The sequence below is a fragment of the Roseovarius sp. W115 genome (assembly GCF_032842945.2).
Lineage (GTDB): Bacteria > Pseudomonadota > Alphaproteobacteria > Rhodobacterales > Rhodobacteraceae > Roseovarius > Roseovarius rhodophyticola.
The window spans coordinates 3303315-3318098 of record NZ_CP146606.1 but is presented as its reverse complement, the minus strand read 5'-3'; the positions used below and the strand labels follow the sequence as shown (position 1 = coordinate 3318098).

General features: G+C 55.9%; 14 protein-coding genes. 8 read left to right on the top strand and 6 right to left on the bottom strand.

The window, feature by feature from the left end:
- The first annotated feature begins 5 nt into the window (after positions 1-5).
- Complete coding sequence (locus RZS32_RS19030; RefSeq protein ID WP_422395925.1) at positions 6-98, top strand: winged helix-turn-helix domain-containing protein; 93 nt, start codon at positions 6-8, stop codon at positions 96-98.
- On the opposite strand, the gene RZS32_RS16850 is transcribed toward RZS32_RS19030, so the two are convergent.
- From RZS32_RS16850 to RZS32_RS16835, 4 genes are all read right to left on the bottom strand, one after another.
- Positions 71-1630, bottom strand: a complete 1560-nt coding sequence (locus RZS32_RS16850; protein WP_317054719.1) for a PAS domain S-box protein — start codon at positions 1628-1630, stop codon at positions 71-73. The genes RZS32_RS19030 and RZS32_RS16850 overlap by 28 nt on opposite strands.
- Positions 1631-1733: 103 nt before the next feature.
- Positions 1734-2015, bottom strand: a complete 282-nt coding sequence (locus RZS32_RS16845; protein WP_317054718.1) for a hypothetical protein — start codon at positions 2013-2015, stop codon at positions 1734-1736.
- Positions 2012-2566, bottom strand: coding sequence for a hypothetical protein (locus RZS32_RS16840; RefSeq protein WP_317054717.1), 555 nt, complete (start codon positions 2564-2566; stop codon positions 2012-2014). Before RZS32_RS16840 ends, RZS32_RS16845 begins: the two co-directional genes overlap by 4 nt.
- Before the next feature lie 10 nt (positions 2567-2576).
- Entirely contained in the window at positions 2577-2936 is a 360-nt protein-coding gene (locus tag RZS32_RS16835) for a spore germination protein GerW family protein (RefSeq protein ID WP_317054716.1), read from the bottom strand.
- Between the two features lie 210 nt (positions 2937-3146).
- On the opposite strand from RZS32_RS16835, the gene RZS32_RS16830 reads away from it, so the two are divergent.
- The 7 genes from RZS32_RS16830 (at position 3147) to RZS32_RS16800 (ending at position 10618) form a co-directional block, all read left to right on the top strand.
- Positions 3147-3560, top strand: a complete 414-nt coding sequence (locus tag RZS32_RS16830; RefSeq protein WP_317054715.1) for a universal stress protein — start codon at positions 3147-3149, stop codon at positions 3558-3560.
- Between the two features lie 81 nt (positions 3561-3641).
- The gene (locus RZS32_RS16825; protein ID WP_317054714.1) at positions 3642-4013 is read left to right on the top strand and encodes a c-type cytochrome; all 372 of its coding nucleotides are present in this window, start codon (positions 3642-3644) and stop codon (positions 4011-4013) included.
- A gap of 240 nt (positions 4014-4253) precedes the next feature.
- A complete protein-coding gene (locus RZS32_RS16820) occupies positions 4254-6029 on the top strand; it encodes an SLC13 family permease (RefSeq protein ID WP_339106724.1) in 1776 nt (591 codons plus the stop codon).
- Positions 6030-6980: 951 nt separating this feature from the next.
- Positions 6981-7667, top strand: a complete 687-nt coding sequence (locus RZS32_RS16815; protein ID WP_317054712.1) for a vWA domain-containing protein — start codon at positions 6981-6983, stop codon at positions 7665-7667.
- Positions 7668-7671: 4 nt separating this feature from the next.
- Positions 7672-8418 (top strand): PP2C family serine/threonine-protein phosphatase, encoded by a 747-nt coding sequence (locus tag RZS32_RS16810; RefSeq protein ID WP_299280786.1) that lies wholly within the window; start codon positions 7672-7674, stop codon positions 8416-8418.
- Between the two features lie 2 nt (positions 8419-8420).
- Entirely contained in the window at positions 8421-9188 is a 768-nt protein-coding gene (locus RZS32_RS16805) for a protein kinase domain-containing protein (RefSeq protein WP_317054711.1), read from the top strand.
- A gap of 212 nt (positions 9189-9400) precedes the next feature.
- On the top strand, positions 9401-10618 hold the full coding sequence (locus RZS32_RS16800) for a helix-hairpin-helix domain-containing protein (protein WP_339106723.1): 1218 nt from the start codon (positions 9401-9403) through the stop codon (positions 10616-10618).
- A gap of 49 nt (positions 10619-10667) precedes the next feature.
- Here the strand turns inward: RZS32_RS16800 and RZS32_RS16795 are convergent, their stop codons facing one another.
- On the bottom strand, positions 10668-12455 hold the full coding sequence (locus RZS32_RS16795) for a DUF3363 domain-containing protein (RefSeq protein WP_339106722.1): 1788 nt from the start codon (positions 12453-12455) through the stop codon (positions 10668-10670).
- 1050 nt (positions 12456-13505) lie between these two features.
- Entirely contained in the window at positions 13506-14774 is a 1269-nt protein-coding gene (locus RZS32_RS16790) for a tyrosine-type recombinase/integrase (RefSeq protein WP_317057813.1), read from the bottom strand.
- Between the last annotated feature and the right edge of the window lie 10 nt (positions 14775-14784).

The following is a 14784-nucleotide window of genomic DNA, read 5'->3' as shown; positions in this document are numbered from 1 at the left end:
CGCGATTGCGTAAGAAGATTGAGGTCGACCCCACAGATCCCAAATTTATCAAAACCGTGCGTGGAATTGGCTACTCCTTTACGGCCGAAGTCGTTTGATTATCAGAGAGTAGTTTTTTGAGGTGTTCTGCCAAGTCAGCGATCCGATAGGGTTTGTGCAGCAGAGGAAACCGCTCTTTGTCTTCTTGCTGGATGGCAATATCTTTTGAGTAGCCGGACGTGAGTAAAAACTTCATTTGCGGATACAGAGACTGCGCTTCTTTCGCCAATTGATATCCATCGAGTTGGCCCGGCATGACCATGTCGGTGAACAAAAGATCGACCTGTCCAATGTTTTTCAGCAACTCCAGGGCGTCATCACCTGTTTCCGCTTCCAGTGTCTTGTACCCAAGCTCTTTTAATCGAACAACGGCTAAGCGGCGTACAGAAGCGTTATCTTCCACCACAAGAATAACCTGCCCGTGGCCTGGCGTTACAAGATTATGCGCGCTGGGTTCTTTGAATGTTGCATTGGCATTTGCGAGGATTGGGAAGTAGAGCGCAACCGTCGTTCCATGTCCTGGTTCGCTGTAAAGCGTTACGTGCCCGCCGGATTGACGGGAAAAACCGTATACCATGGACAACCCCAAACCCGTTCCTTTTCCTGCAGGCTTGGTCGTAAAAAATGGCTCAAAAGCGCGCTCTTTTGCGATGTCATCCATGCCTGTGCCCGTGTCGCTCATCGACAAACGCACATAATCACCGGGAACAATGTCGATCTCCTGAGCGATGTAGGTGTCGTCGATCTGAACGCGGTCGGTCTGAATCAAAAGCTTGCCGCCATCCGGCATGGCGTCACGGGCATTCAGTGCCAGATTCATGATAGCAGTTTGAAGCTGCGTCGGATCAACATTGACGTTTGGTAGGTTCGGGGCATGTAAGCTTTCGATTTCGAAACCAGCCCCAAGAGTTCTAGACAGAATTCGAATGACCTCATCACATTCTTCCGCCAGATCGAGCATCTTTGGGGACAGATCGCTCTTTCTGGCAAAAGCAAGCAATCGCGAAGTCAGGTCAGCTCCCAGCTCTGCGGCTTCGAGCGCGTCATTAACCAATTCGTCAAACCGACCCTCTGACCTGCTTTGCAAAAGCTCAAGATTTCCGATGATGATCGTCAGAAGATTGTTGAAATCGTGTGTAATACCGCCGGTCATCTGACCAACGGCTTCTAGACGCTGAGACCGCGACAAGGCCTCTTCTGCCGCCTTTCGTTCAGTCAGATCGTGCATAACGGCCACAAAGATTGGCCCTTGCGACACCTCTACGCGGCCCAATGATATGTGGATTGGGAAACAATGCCCGTCTCTGTGTCGAGCCGTTAGCTCTCGACCGGTCCCAATCACGGAACTTTTGCCAGTTTTAACGTGATGACTGATATAGCTATCGTGACGCTGCGCGTCCTCACTTGGCATAAGCATCCGCACGTTTTGACCCATCATGTCGGAAGCTTCGAAGCCAAGCATCTCAGTTGCAGAAGCATTGGTGCGAAGAATAATGCCGGTAGCATCGGTAACGACGATCGCGTCAATAACCGCTTCGAAAATCGCATCCAGCAGAGTTGCGTCATTGATATCCGTTTGGTTTTCTAACATTTGCTTTGATCGGGTTCGTTACCTCACACTACGTCGTATCACATTTGGCACCCTTTTCGTGCCCGTGTTCTTTCACCTGTTCAGGCTCAAGACTCGCTATGAGTTATACAGGATCTGTGCGGTCTGTGTGGCGCTTGTCCAAAAGAGCTTTCATTTGGACTATCGCACCGGGATAGCGACGTTCGACTTCCAAAGCGTCAAAATTGTTCCCGGCAAAGTCCGTAGCTGAAACTCTACCGCGAACACACATCAGGACAAGCTTGGGGTTTTTTCGTGCGCTGCCCAGGACCGTTCGGCCGATTTGATGCGCAAGGACTTCGATCTCCGAGATTGCAGCAAACGAAGCCTGTCCCATTTGGATCGGAGGATCCACCGTCCATGTCATGATTTGGGTCCAAATATGCGCCAGCCAAACCTTATAGCGGGAGTTACAAGCGAGGCCGGAACAACCGAAAGGCCTATCTCAGCATGACCTGAAAGGAAGGGGCGATTGATGAACAAAGGTTTTATATCAATGCTGCCCGCAGGTACCGCGGAACACCCGTAGACAAGAGGTGCCAGTTGACCAAAGGTTTGGCCGGTCTCACTGGCGTCACCCATGTCAAACTGCGCTGATAGCTCTATGTGGCGGAATGTGACGCGGTTTAGAACGTCGATATAAAATATAGCCCCCGCTTTTGCCATCCGCTCTAGCTTGGCCAATGTAGGTTTTGGTTTTTTCCTGACCTCGGGCAGTTCGTCTTGTGTCTTCGGTCTAGCGCTCTTCAAATTTATTAGAGGTCCATATCCCATCAGTGGGCGGCACGTCGCACGAATTCTCCAATTTGGGTCCTTCAAAACCGAAAGTTCGATATGGAGCGGCAGAAACAGAATAAGCACAAAAAAGCTGAGCAAGACTGGGGCAAAGCTAAGCAACACTGTAATTGCAACCGACATGCCAAATGCGTCAGCTATTTTGGGCCTTGGACTTTGCGCTGGAAGCCGTGGTTTCAATGGCTTTGTTAGCTGTCTTGCCGAGCACTTCAGCAAAGGTCGTCATCGCGCCTTGAACAGACTCAACACGTGCACCTTGGTCATCGAGAATGATCGCGCCCAACGGCTTGATCCCGCCGCCTGCACCTGTGCCAGCTCCGTCACCAGTCTTTGTATTGGCGCCGCCTCCTGCACCGAAACCAAAACCATAGCTCACGATGGGGATCACGGTCGCGTTGTCCTTTTCGATCGGATCTCCAAGAACATTCCGCGCGTTCAAAAGGCGGTCTAACTCTTCGACTGTGCCTTTCAACAAGCGTTCCACGTTTTCCATGTCGCATTCCTTTCATTCGGGGTGAGCAAGCAATGGAAAGCTTTTGGCACATCTCGCCAATACCGGTTTGACATCCGTCAATTCCAGTTCGGTAGTGCGGTGACAATGGAAGCGTCTTGTGCTTTGGGCGGTAAGAGCATTGCGAAATGTCAAACATGCGGAAACGAAAGCGGGCAAGATCAGAGTTCTCATGCTTCATGGAGGCTCAAGATGATTAAGAAAATCATGGTACCTGTCGATCTTGCCCACAAAGATGATCTGAAAAATGCCGTTTCACAGGCGGGACAAATCTCAAAACTGAATTCAGCCACGATACACTTGATCGGAGTTACAAGTTCAGCACCTACCGAAGTCGCCAAGACGCCCGAATCCTATGATGAAAAACTCAAAGCGTTTGCAAAGGAAGTCTCCGACCAAACTGGTTGCCCTGTAGAGACCCTGTCATTGGTAGATGTCGATGTCAGCGCTGATCTTGGCCATGTTCTTGTAGACAGATCTGATGAATTGAAAATTGATTTGATCGTCATGGCGTCTCATATTCCGGGCTTTTTGGAGCATATAATCGCTTCGAATGCGGGTTACGTTGCGAGCCACGCAAAATGCTCGGTTTATGTTGTGCGTTAAAAGCTTAGGGCTCTGAACTTTGACGTTCTCTTACACGACGCCTTGGAGGCCAAGATGCGACGACTTTTCTGGGGAATAGCAATGGCGTGTTTTCTAGTATCGCCCTTAAACGCACAAGATGCCGATAACGGAAGAGATCTTTTCTACCAGCATTGTGCCATGTGTCACGGGCGCGATGCGACTGGTAATGGTCCGATGGCTCCGGCGCTGATCCTACAACCGCCTGATTTGACACAGTTGCAGAATTCAAACGGGGGCTTTTTCCCAATCGCACGTGTCATTCGCAAAATTGATGGCAGGGATCCGTTGGTAAGTCATGGATCGCCGATGCCGATCTATGGTCAATTCTTCGAAGGTCGTGATGTGGCCGTGAAGACCAAGAGTGGTCAGCCAATCATGACAAGCCAGCCTATTGTCGATCTGGTCGAGTGGTTGAAATCGGTTCAGCAGTAAGCCGCACATTTGAAGAAAGCCGCTCAATTTCGTTAGTTCGGTAACCTTGTGGACTGTTATGCATGGGCGCAGGGCTGCATCTCTGTTGCCAAAACAGGTGCTATCCACCCCCGATTTCAGGGCTGCCATGTCAAAATCAAGTCGCCTATGGTTTCGATTAGAATTGGCTCTTTCAAGGTGTCTGGATACACATTGAGAGAGCTAGCCTTAGTCTGGCTGCAAATGAAAGACGTTTTGCAAATGCCATCTGACCAGACGATGATCATCGGGATTTTTATTGTCCTTTTCGTACTGCTAATCTGGGGACGCATCCGATACGATTTGGTGGCATTCGGAGCTCTCGTTTTGGAGGCAATACTCGGGCTTGTTCCAACGGACGCTGTATTCTCTGGTTTTGGGCATTCCGCAGTTGCGATCATTGCTTTGGTACTGATTGTATCACGTGGCCTTGTCGGTTCGGGCGCAATCGAAAAACTAGCGGCGCGGTTGCTCAACTCGGAACGACCTTTGCCACTTCATATTGCGGTGATGTCCGTCGTGGGAGCGGGTTTATCGGCAGTCATAAACAACGTCGCAGCGCTGGCTCTTTTGATGCCCCTCGATATCGACACAGCTACAAAAGCAAAACGCGCCGTCAGCCTTTCGCTTATGCCGCTGTCTTTCGCAACCATACTTGGCGGAATGATAACGTTGATTGGAACGACACCAAACATTGTGATTGCAGCCTATCGACAGGATGCGTTGGGCGCGCCCTTTAGTATGTTCGATTTCGCTCCGGTCGGGCTCACAGTAGCCGTCGTTGGAATCGCGTTCGTGTCTTTGCTGGGTAGGCGGTTTCTGCCCAAACGCGAAGGGGCCTTGGAACAGGAGGCGGCGTTTGCAGAAGGTCGCTACATTGCTGAACTTCGTGTCAGCGAAAAATCGATTCAGGACGTCTCTACCATTTCCGATCTTTACCCTCGCGCCGATGACCATGATGTTCACATTTTAGGACTGGTCCGTCGCGGAAAGCGGCTTCCGGGTTTTGCAGCGAAACAGGAAATCCGATCAGGTGACTTTGTAGTTGTCGAAGGAGAGCCCAAATCCATAGAAGCTTTTATGGGGCAATCTGTGCTGGAGTTCTCAGGCTCAGAAAAGCATGATGGGCGCGTCACTTCCGGTGGCCTGACCCTTACCGAAGCAATCGTACCAGAGGGTGCGCGGATTGTTGGGCGAACTGCGCGTGGCCTAAAGCTACTTTATCGGCATTCGGTTACGCTGCTCGGTGTGTCGCGTAACGGACGGCGGTTTACAGATCGGGTGCGGCTTCTTTTTATCAAACCGGGTGACGTGCTTTTACTTTTAGGTGATGCCGAAAGAAACGCTCAAGCGGCCTCTTTCATGGGGGTTCTCCCACTCGAAGGGCGTGAAACTCAGATGGTGCAACGCTCCAAAGCGGGGCTTTCTATTGCAATTTTCTTGGGTGCGATTGCGGTAGCCGTTTTAGGTTGGGTCTCTCTGTCTGTAGCACTCTCCGCCGCCGTGATTGCCCTGGTTGCAGTCGGTTTGGTGTCAGGTCGGGAAGTCTACGAGTCAATAGAATGGAAGGTGATTGTTCTCCTTGCCAGTTTGATCCCACTTGCGGAGGCTTTCGAGAAAACCGGTGGTGCAGAACTTATTGCCACACAAATACTGTCCATAACGGATGGGTTCCCGGCATGGGTGTCGCTTCTCGCACTTATGATTGTCACAATGACCTTGTCTGATTTCCTAAACAATGTCGCCACCACCTTGATCGCTGCGCCAATTGCCATTGGCATGGCGGCAGCAACCAGCACCAATCCAGATGCCTGGCTTATGTCCGTCGCGGTCGCCGCGTCTTGTGCGTTCCTTACTCCAATTGGACACAAAAACAATACGATTATCCTGGGTCCCGGTGGATACCGTTTCGGCGACTATTGGCGTATGGGGCTATTGCTTGAGATACTTGTTGTGCTCGTAGCCTTGCCAACAATTTTGTTGGTTTGGCCGTTGTAAAGAAACCACCCAATTGTTTGATTCAGTGTGTTGTGCTTCTTTGCAGACATCCAGTGGTCAGTCAGCGCTGCGTTGTAGTTTCACCGAACCGGGCTTTCGCTGCGAACGCAAAACCCCGGCGGTGGCGGAATTAACAGTCTGCGGACTTTGCTGCCGTTGACCCTTGTTCCGCCAATGTCGGCTAATGAGCGCAGCGTTCAAATGTGTTGGTAGACGACTGATACGTCACAACCCAATGTCGCTTCGATTTTGCTCACCGCATCAGGGACGCCAGCCACCGGCGTTGACCACGAATTGGATCCGCCAGCACGGCCTTCCGGCCTCCTGGGCCGAACAGGACCGCATCATCGCGCAGCTCTGAACATCCCACGCATCGCTAAGTCTACTCTGGAAAAGGGACGCTGAGACTCTTGGCCGAAAGGGCCTGAAATCGGGTCTCACTGTCAGTCTCCGGATGCACCACCGCCCGCTAGTCACCGGAAATGCGGGACTATTCTGGCGCCTGTGAAAATCAACTGCTGAGCCAGGACTGGGTGGCGGAGAGACAGTCCGAAAGCTGTTGTTTAACAATGCCTTAAGTCTTTGAAGTTGCAAGACTCGATGGTTTTTTGCGTTGCACTTTGTGCAGCAAAATGTGCAGCAAAAATTTCGTTAGCCGTGACCAGACTGAGCGGGTCTTGTTGTGCCGGGCACGGCTTTCCCAGCGTCAACTCTTCGGTGATATGCCTGAGATGCGCCGATGTTGACCAATACCTCGCGCCCGATGTTTGCGCTCTGCGGGCCAATGCGGGTTCTCGAGGACGGCATTGAGTGAGGCCAAGTGACGAACGCTCCACCCTCTTCACGAGCCAGAGCCTCCGGTAGTCTCGTCTCTGTACGTTCCACTGTGGACATTTGGGCTAAGCCTCAGCACTATCGAAAAAAACTTCCACATGAGAAATGCGTTTCGGGGTGACAAACATTGACGAATTTGAACAACAGCCATTTAGCGATGCAGAGTTTGCAGAAAACCCAGAACAGCGCTGCCCAGTAGTTCTTTTATTGGATACGTCGTATTCAATGAGCGGCGCGCCGATTGCGCAATTAAATGAAGGACTGGCAACGCTTCGCCAAGAGTTGATGAATGACCCAATGGCTGCAAAACGGGTCGAATTGGCGATGGTCACCTTTGGACCAGTCGAGATAAAATCCGACTTTGCCACAGTGGATCATTTCTACCCTGAAACTCTTGAGGCGAACAACGCGACACCGATGGGCGAAGCAATCGTTACCAGCCTAGACATGTTGCGCCAGCGCAAAGATCGGTACCGTGAAAATGGGGTGAAATATTACCGCCCTTGGGTCTTCCTGATTACTGACGGTGGACCCACCGACAGTTGGAGTGAAGCGAAAACCCGCGTGCATGAAGGCGAAGAGAAAAAGGAGTTCATGTTCTATGCTGTTGGCGTTGACCAAGCTGACATGAACGTGTTGTCGCAAATTTCCACACGGCAACCGCTCAAACTCAAGGGATTGGCCTTCAAGGAACTTTTTCAATGGCTGTCCAGCTCGCTTAGCGCGGTCTCACAGTCCAACCCCGGTGATGCTATCAACCTTGAGAACCCCACCGCCCCGGATGGTTGGGCCGTAGCAGGGTAACGGGGTGGCATGGCGTTGGGCGGCAGCGTCCGAAATTGGCACCTCGCACATTCAAAACGACGGCAGACTTGAAGATGCCTACGCCGTTTCGTGCATGGCAAATGACTGCATTTTCGCAGTTGTGTCAGATGGTGCGGGCAGCGCGAAATTTGGAGTCCATGGTGCTTGGCTTGTTTGTCGCACTCTGACGGTGCGTTTCCGCGAGTGGTTGAGGGACAATTCGGAATTACCAAACGACGAATTGTTAGTTGATTGGATTGATGATTTGCGGGATCGGATTGCAGCAATCGCAAATCAACGCGAAAGTACACCCCGACAATTTGCGGCGACTTTGGCGGCTGTATTAATAACGCCAGATGAAGTGCTGACTCTGCATGTTGGCGATAGCGCCATTGTTGGAAGACGGGGCACCGATTGGGAGGTGCTTTGTTGGCCCGAAAATGGCGAATATGCGTCCACCACCTATTTTGTTACTGACGACCCGGAACCGCGCTTGAACATCGCCCGCCAGCCAAGGGAACACGATGCATTTGCATTGTTTTCAGACGGCGTGGGCGATTTGGCGTTGTCACACTCAGAACAGGCTGCACATCAAAGGTTCTTTGTGCCGATGATGCGCCCGGTTGACGCAGCGACGGAAGACGGACGCCTGCCCAACCTTTCGTCCAAGCTGAGGGGCTATCTTGCTGGCGCAGCCGTCTGTGAGCGCACTGACGACGACAAAACGCTTGTCCTCATTTCCGGGGGCTGATCGTGCAGGAAATCGTTATCGGGAATAGTCGATTTTCAGTTGCTGAGTTGATTGGCAAGGGCGGCGAAGGTGAGGTCTACGCGATCAAGGGTCGGTCTGGGCAGGCCGTCAAAATCTACAACGCCGGTTTGCGTTCAAAGCGTGAAGACAAAGTGCGTGCGATGGTTGGCGAAGGCCTTGCCATAAAGACTGACCTTGTGGCCTATCCTGGTGAAATCGTCACTGACAACCAGGGCAACTTCCTTGGATTTGTTATGCGACTTGTGTCGGGCTACCGCCCGCTGCACGAGCTTTACAGTCCTAAATCCCGCCAACGCTACTTCCCGAAAGCCGACTACCGGTTCATTGTCCATACTGCACTGAATGTGGCCCGCGCCGTTGGGAAGGTCCATCAAACAGGCTGTGTCATTGGCGACTTGAACCATTCCGGTGTTCTGGTGGCGCAAGACGCGACTGTTGCCCTAATCGACGCTGATAGCTTTCAGTTTCGCTTGAATGGAAAGTCCTATCCCTGCGTCGTCGGCGTGCCGGATTTTACGCCGCCCGAACTTCACGGAAAAAACCTCGCATCTGTAGAGCGTACGATTGAGCACGACAACTTCGGGCTTGCCGTTGCGATCTTTCACCTGTTGTTCATGGGCCGTCACCCATATGCGGGGCGTTATAGCGGTCCAGATATTTCCATGGGCGATGCAATAGCACAAAACCGCTTCGCGTTTTCGCTGACACGCCAGTCCGCTACGCGGACAACACCACCCCCGGCGCACTGACACTCGATCTATTTCCCGACGCCGCTGTGACTGCGTTTGAACAAGCTTTCGGATTGAACGCTGGCGTGCGTCCTAGCGCGTTGGATTGGGTTGGTGCCCTGACGAAGTTGGAAGGCTCACTGAATCACTGTAGCAGGGTCAAGACGCACTATTTCCCAAGCAATGCCAAGGGGTGCGTATGGTGCGCACTGACGGCCAATAGCGGCTTTGACATGTTCCCGGACCTGTCAGCCGTCACGCCGAATATTCCAACTGATACACGCGGGACAGCACAAGCAATCCGCGAAATACTCGCCTTCCGGTTCCCAACGGTTGCTGACCTGTTGCCGCAGGCACCTGCCCCGCGTGGGGCAAGTGCCGCTCTCAGTGAGGCCAAGAGTGGCAAGCGCGGGCGTGCTTTCTTGGGTCTGCTCATGATGGGCGGCGCTGTTGCCGGGTTCATCGTCGCTATTCCCGCATGGTTTGTATGGGTCGGGCTGGCGATTTGGGGGTGGGTTACGTTCTCAGACCGTGAAGTTGAACCCGGCCCCTTCCAGAAAGCCTTCAAGGACGCAGATGAAAAGGTGCAGCGCGAGTTGGAATCATTCGTTCGCCGGAATGGTCTGACGGAGGTTGTGAAGGTGCGCGGCGATCTGGACGCCACAATCGCCGCCTACAAAGGGCATGACGAGGCGCTGACGCGCGAGTTGATGATATTGAAATCCAACCGGGAGTCGCGTCAGCGACAGGCCTACCTTGACGGTTTCTCAATCCGTCGCGCCAACATTTCCGGGATTGGGCCTTCCAAGACAGCGACGCTGATTTCGTTCGGGATCGAAACCGCTGCCGATGTGAGTCGATCATCCGTGCTGAGAGTACCGGGTTTTGGTGACGTCATGACTGGCAAGCTGGTGGAGTGGCGGCGTAGGCACGAATCCCGGTTCAAGTATGACCGAACAGCCAACGCTCAGGACGTCACTGACGAAAGAGCATTGCGTGGGCGTTTCGCGGCTGAGAAACTCAAATTGGAGTCCAATATCCGCAATGGGCTGGGAACACTTCGCAATGCTAAGGCGCGGCTTGATGCGTTGCCAGCAAAAGCACGTAGTGACAGTGCGCTTTTGGTGGCGCTGGGAACCCGTGCACAGGCCGAACAAGACTTGAAGATCCTGGGGGCTTCCGTTCCGACTTCAACAGTGGCGCTGACAGTGACGCCGCCACCCCAGCCCGTGCGACATTCACCAAGAGCGCCAACGCCCAATACTCCACCGACGGCACCACGCGTAGCAAATGCCGGAGGCACACCTGATTGCCCCTACTGCGGAAGGTCCATGGTCCTGCGTAGGGCACGGAGGGGCAAAAACGCCGGGAATCAGTTCTGGGGTTGTTCAGGCTATCCACATTGCAAAGGCACCCGAAACCTGGTCGGAAAATCGAGCTACAACCCATAGGCCACTTAGGCGATCTTTGCGACATAATGGCCGATGCCACGTGTATTGCCTACAACCCCAGCCCTCGCTGCCTTCCGAACGTCCAGTCTATCCCGCCGCCGGACATGCCAACCCCGGACACTTGCAGCCCGATGCGCCGCTCCAATGTGGTGTTCCACGGCACGAGGCTGAACCCTAAGCCGTCGTCGATCATCGCGAAGCGTCCGCTGGCCAGTTGCGTGCTGCCGGTGAGTTGGCCTGCAAACTGGCTGGCGGGTGTCACGGGCTTCCATTTTCTCCCTTGTTCCGCAGCCATCGCGCGCCCGACGCGTTCGACCTCACGCGCCTCGAGGCGCTGGATGAGGTCTCGCGGCGCGCGTATGCGACCATTGCCGAGATCGACTGCATCTCCGCGCGTCACCAGCACGCGCTTGCGTTGGTCCATCGCCCGGCCTGCCTCTGCACCGAAGCCCGTTTCTCTGACCGCGCCCCGCCTCTGCGCGGTCAATTCCCTATCGAGCCAGGTCGCGCCATCGTGGGTTACTTGCCGGTCCAGACTGATTGGCGAGAGCAGGGTCATACGCGGGCCATGGCCGTGGCGTTTGCGATCATGTGCAAGCCCCTGTCTGGGCAGGTCCGTCGGCACTTTCCAGTGATCGTCACTTCTCCGCTCGACGATCCCCGCTCGCCGCAGGGCTTCGAGCCGCCGCACATGGGCCGCGACAAATCGGGCCGGATCGGGGCTGATCTCTTGTTCCCGGGCCATCTCGATGTGCCGCGACGGTTTATAGGTGCCGTCGCTTTTTGTGGCCGCGAGTATGTTCCGGTCAGCCGCTCTTGGCTCCGTTGGCGGCGGTGTTGCCGACACGATCATGCCGCGTCCGATCCCCTCGCAATGATCGGCACGCAGCTCGATCTGGTGCACGCGGCCATCGGTCCCGTCGATGACCAGCTGCATCCGGTCGCCAGACCCGTCGCCCGCGAGTTCCTTGGCAAGAACGCGGCCAGCGATCTGCTGCTGCAGTCCGTCTCGATGCATCGTGAGCTGTGCCGCCCCGCGCTGCGCCGCCAGATCGTTGGAATCCAACGCGCGATACATCGATTTGATGATATCGCCGCGCTCCCCCATCGCACGCAGCGTAGGTTCCGTGCTGTCGTCCAGATGCCAGACACCCGGCGCGCTCTGTTCAGCAAGACCGAGTTTTTCCAGATACTGCGCCCTGCCGATCAACAGCGCGCGATTCCGCTTCATCGTCTCCAGCATGTCCTTGTCCGGTCGCAGATCAGCAAATTCGTTGTTCGCCCTCTGCTCGGCCATCAGCATCCGGTCGAGCCGGGTAAAGCGCTCGGCGTGCACTTCGCGGCGCAGCTGGTCGGTCACCTCGAGATCGGTCTGGTGTCCAAGTTCCAGTGTCACGATGTCGGTCGCCCGTTCGCGGACCCCATGCGCGATGTAATCTCCTGCGATGTTCAGAATCTTGCCGTCATCGGTGATCCCCCGGACCAGAATGTGGGCGTGCGGATGCCCGGTGTTGTAGTGATCGACCGCGACCCAATCGAGCCGAGTTTGAAGATCGGCTTCCATCTGCGCCATGATATCTCGGGTCGTCTGGCGCATGTCGGCAAGCTCGACACCGCCTTCTGCGGAGACGATGAATCGGAACTGATGGCGGTCCTCACGGCCCCGGTCGAGGAAGTCCCGACCGTCGGCTGTGTCTTGATCCGCCGAATAGACCGGACCCTTTTCGCCGTCCAGCGTGACACCGTCACGCTCCAGATACCGCAGATGCGCACCGACCGCCTTTGCACTGACAAATGACCGCCCGCGCGACGCACCGCGCTGCGGATTCAGCTTCACGATCCGCGCTTTCACGGTCACCCGACGGGCGCGGGTTCGGGTCCCGTCAGCGCTTCGGGACCAAGGACTCCGGCCTTTCAACTGCGCCGCCACCTTGGCACCCCGGCCACGGGCGTTGAACCGTCCGCTTGCCTTCCTCTTCCCGGCCAGCCTGTTCGGGTCACCGCCCGCCCGGCGGATTGCTCGATGCACGTCGGCCAGGAAGCCTCGTGCCGGGCGCCGCACGCGTGGGGAGCTCTGGGCGCGGTCCCGGACCTTACCGGGACGGATGCGGAGGTCGTTCTCATCTCGGGTCATGGGACCACGATCGACGCCCATTCTGGGCCAATCAAGCAGCGTTTGAGGGGCGTCGAAGCCTGGCGTGCAAAGAGACGCCGTAGCGGGTTCCAGCGCGAACACACCGCGCGGCGTGCCACGTCTGACTATTGATATCATTGAGAAAAACGGAAAACCCTGCCGCACGGCACGGTGCGGCCCATCGGATATCACGCCGAAAAAAAATGTGCAGACAACAGCTTAGGGCCACAGGCCCAGGCAGCGAGGAACTCGCTTTATCTTGCCATCCCCTTCCGTAGCTCCCGTCGGCCCTCCCAAAAAGCCCAATGCGTGATGTTCATCATGCCGCCAACGTGCCTGCGCAGCCAACCGGACCGGGATGATTCGAAGCTCGGCAATATCGCTCTGAGGCATGGCGGTCGCCGGTCGAATTCATCGCGAGACGCCGATGCGCCGGACAATCCAACTGTCCGTTTTGTACGCTGTGGCAAGCCGTTTTGCGCGGGCGGTCTGCGTGATCTGCACAAGCCGAACGCATGGCTCCATGCTATCTTGCATGACACCTTTGACTGGCCCTTCCCAGCAGCAGCCCCGTCCGTCCCGGACGGTCGATGCCGCGCGGATCGAGGCGGCGCTCATGAAGGTGTCGAAGCTCGTTGTCCAGGACGCAGCGTTTACACCGATCTTCGAGCGTCTTGAGGCGGAACTGGCCGCAGCCGTGAAGGAAGAGACGCGGCTCACACAAGTGCAGCGCCGGGCGCATGCCTTGCTGGGTCAGAAGGCGATCCGGGCGACAAGCTCGGCGACATGTTCCAGTGACGCGCCCTTGCCATACCGCTCACGATCAAGCCGGTGACCGAAAAGGTCGCGGCGAATGCGATCATCGATCCCGGCGGCGAGCATCCGGTCCTCGAAGGCATGGCGCAGGGAATACAGCGAGTGGCGCGGGGTCTCGAGCAGGCCGTTGGCGCGGAGGAACTTGTTCACGACCGCGCTCAACGTGGCTCGGTTGCGGTAGCGGGGAAAGCCCTCGGGGTACTGCTTAAGGGCTTCCAGCGAGACACCGGTCAGCGGGATCACCCGGCGGGCGTAGTGGCTCTTCAGCTGCCGTCCCTCGGGTTCGATGGAGATATGCGGCACGTCGCCGTCCAACCGGATCGTCTCCGCCGTCAGCGCAGCACCTTCCGACGGTCGGTAGCCGGTGTTGATCATGCCCAGGAGTAAGGCGCGCGCCTGACCGTTCAACCCGTCGAGCGCGCCGAGGGCGAGCAGCCGCGTCCTGATCCAGTCTTCACTGAACGGCGGGCGCGTCTTCTTCTCGCCCTCCTTGAAAGACAACTCGCCGAGCGGCAGCGCCAAGCCAAGACGCTTCATCATGTTCACGGTCTTCAACACGTCGCCCAGGTGGATCAGGTCCTTGTTAGCGGAGTTCGCAGTGACCTCGCCCGCTTCGATCCGGTCGAGCCAGTGCTGGCGGAAGTCCAGCATGTCATCGCGGGTGATGTTCGCGATCTCCTTGTCACCGACGACCGCAACGAAATTCTTGATGGCTTTGTTCCGGGGGGCTTCCCAACGGCGCAATTGGTCTTCGCTTTTGCCGAAGGTCTTCTCACGCGCAAGCGTCCAGTAGAGCTCGAGCGCCTTGGTGACCGTTATGCGGGGTTCGGGGATGGTGCCGAGAAGGGCTGCAGCCTCGACCCTATCCGGTTGGTTCGCAGGCGCAGGGATGGCCTCAACGCGCTCCAAAACGTCGCCGACCGGAAGTTCCGCCACAGAACTTGCGTCCAGATACCGAAAGCCGCGAACTCGGGCCAGGTCCCGCGCGGCCTCATAGCGGGCCTCCGCGTCGCGGCTATCCCCAGCCAACCGCGCCTCCCATGCCTCAATCATCTGGCTCCACGCGCGATCCGCCTTGCTCCTGGCAACCATCTCGGAGTCTGTATGCAGGCTGATCCAGACCGTTTCGCGTAGCTCAACCCCTCCATACCGGCGCGGAACGCGGCGGCGGAGATGGTAGAGACGGCCTCTCTTTGCAATGCTAATGACGGAAAAC

Excerpts from the sequence above, each read along its gene's own strand:
- RZS32_RS16850 (WP_317054719.1), bottom strand. The coding sequence starts at position 1,630 with ATGTTAGAAAACCAAACGGATATCAATGACGCAACTCTGCTGGATGCG.
- RZS32_RS16845 (WP_317054718.1), bottom strand. The coding sequence starts at position 2,015 with ATGACATGGACGGTGGATCCTCCGATCCAAATGGGACAGGCTTCGTTT.
- RZS32_RS16840 (WP_317054717.1), bottom strand. The coding sequence starts at position 2,566 with ATGTCGGTTGCAATTACAGTGTTGCTTAGCTTTGCCCCAGTCTTGCTC.
- RZS32_RS16835 (WP_317054716.1), bottom strand. The coding sequence starts at position 2,936 with ATGGAAAACGTGGAACGCTTGTTGAAAGGCACAGTCGAAGAGTTAGAC.
- RZS32_RS16830 (WP_317054715.1), top strand. The coding sequence starts at position 3,147 with ATGATTAAGAAAATCATGGTACCTGTCGATCTTGCCCACAAAGATGAT.
- RZS32_RS16825 (WP_317054714.1), top strand. The coding sequence starts at position 3,642 with ATGGCGTGTTTTCTAGTATCGCCCTTAAACGCACAAGATGCCGATAAC.
- RZS32_RS16820 (WP_339106724.1), top strand. The coding sequence starts at position 4,254 with ATGCCATCTGACCAGACGATGATCATCGGGATTTTTATTGTCCTTTTC.
- RZS32_RS16800 (WP_339106723.1), top strand. The coding sequence starts at position 9,401 with ATGTTCCCGGACCTGTCAGCCGTCACGCCGAATATTCCAACTGATACA.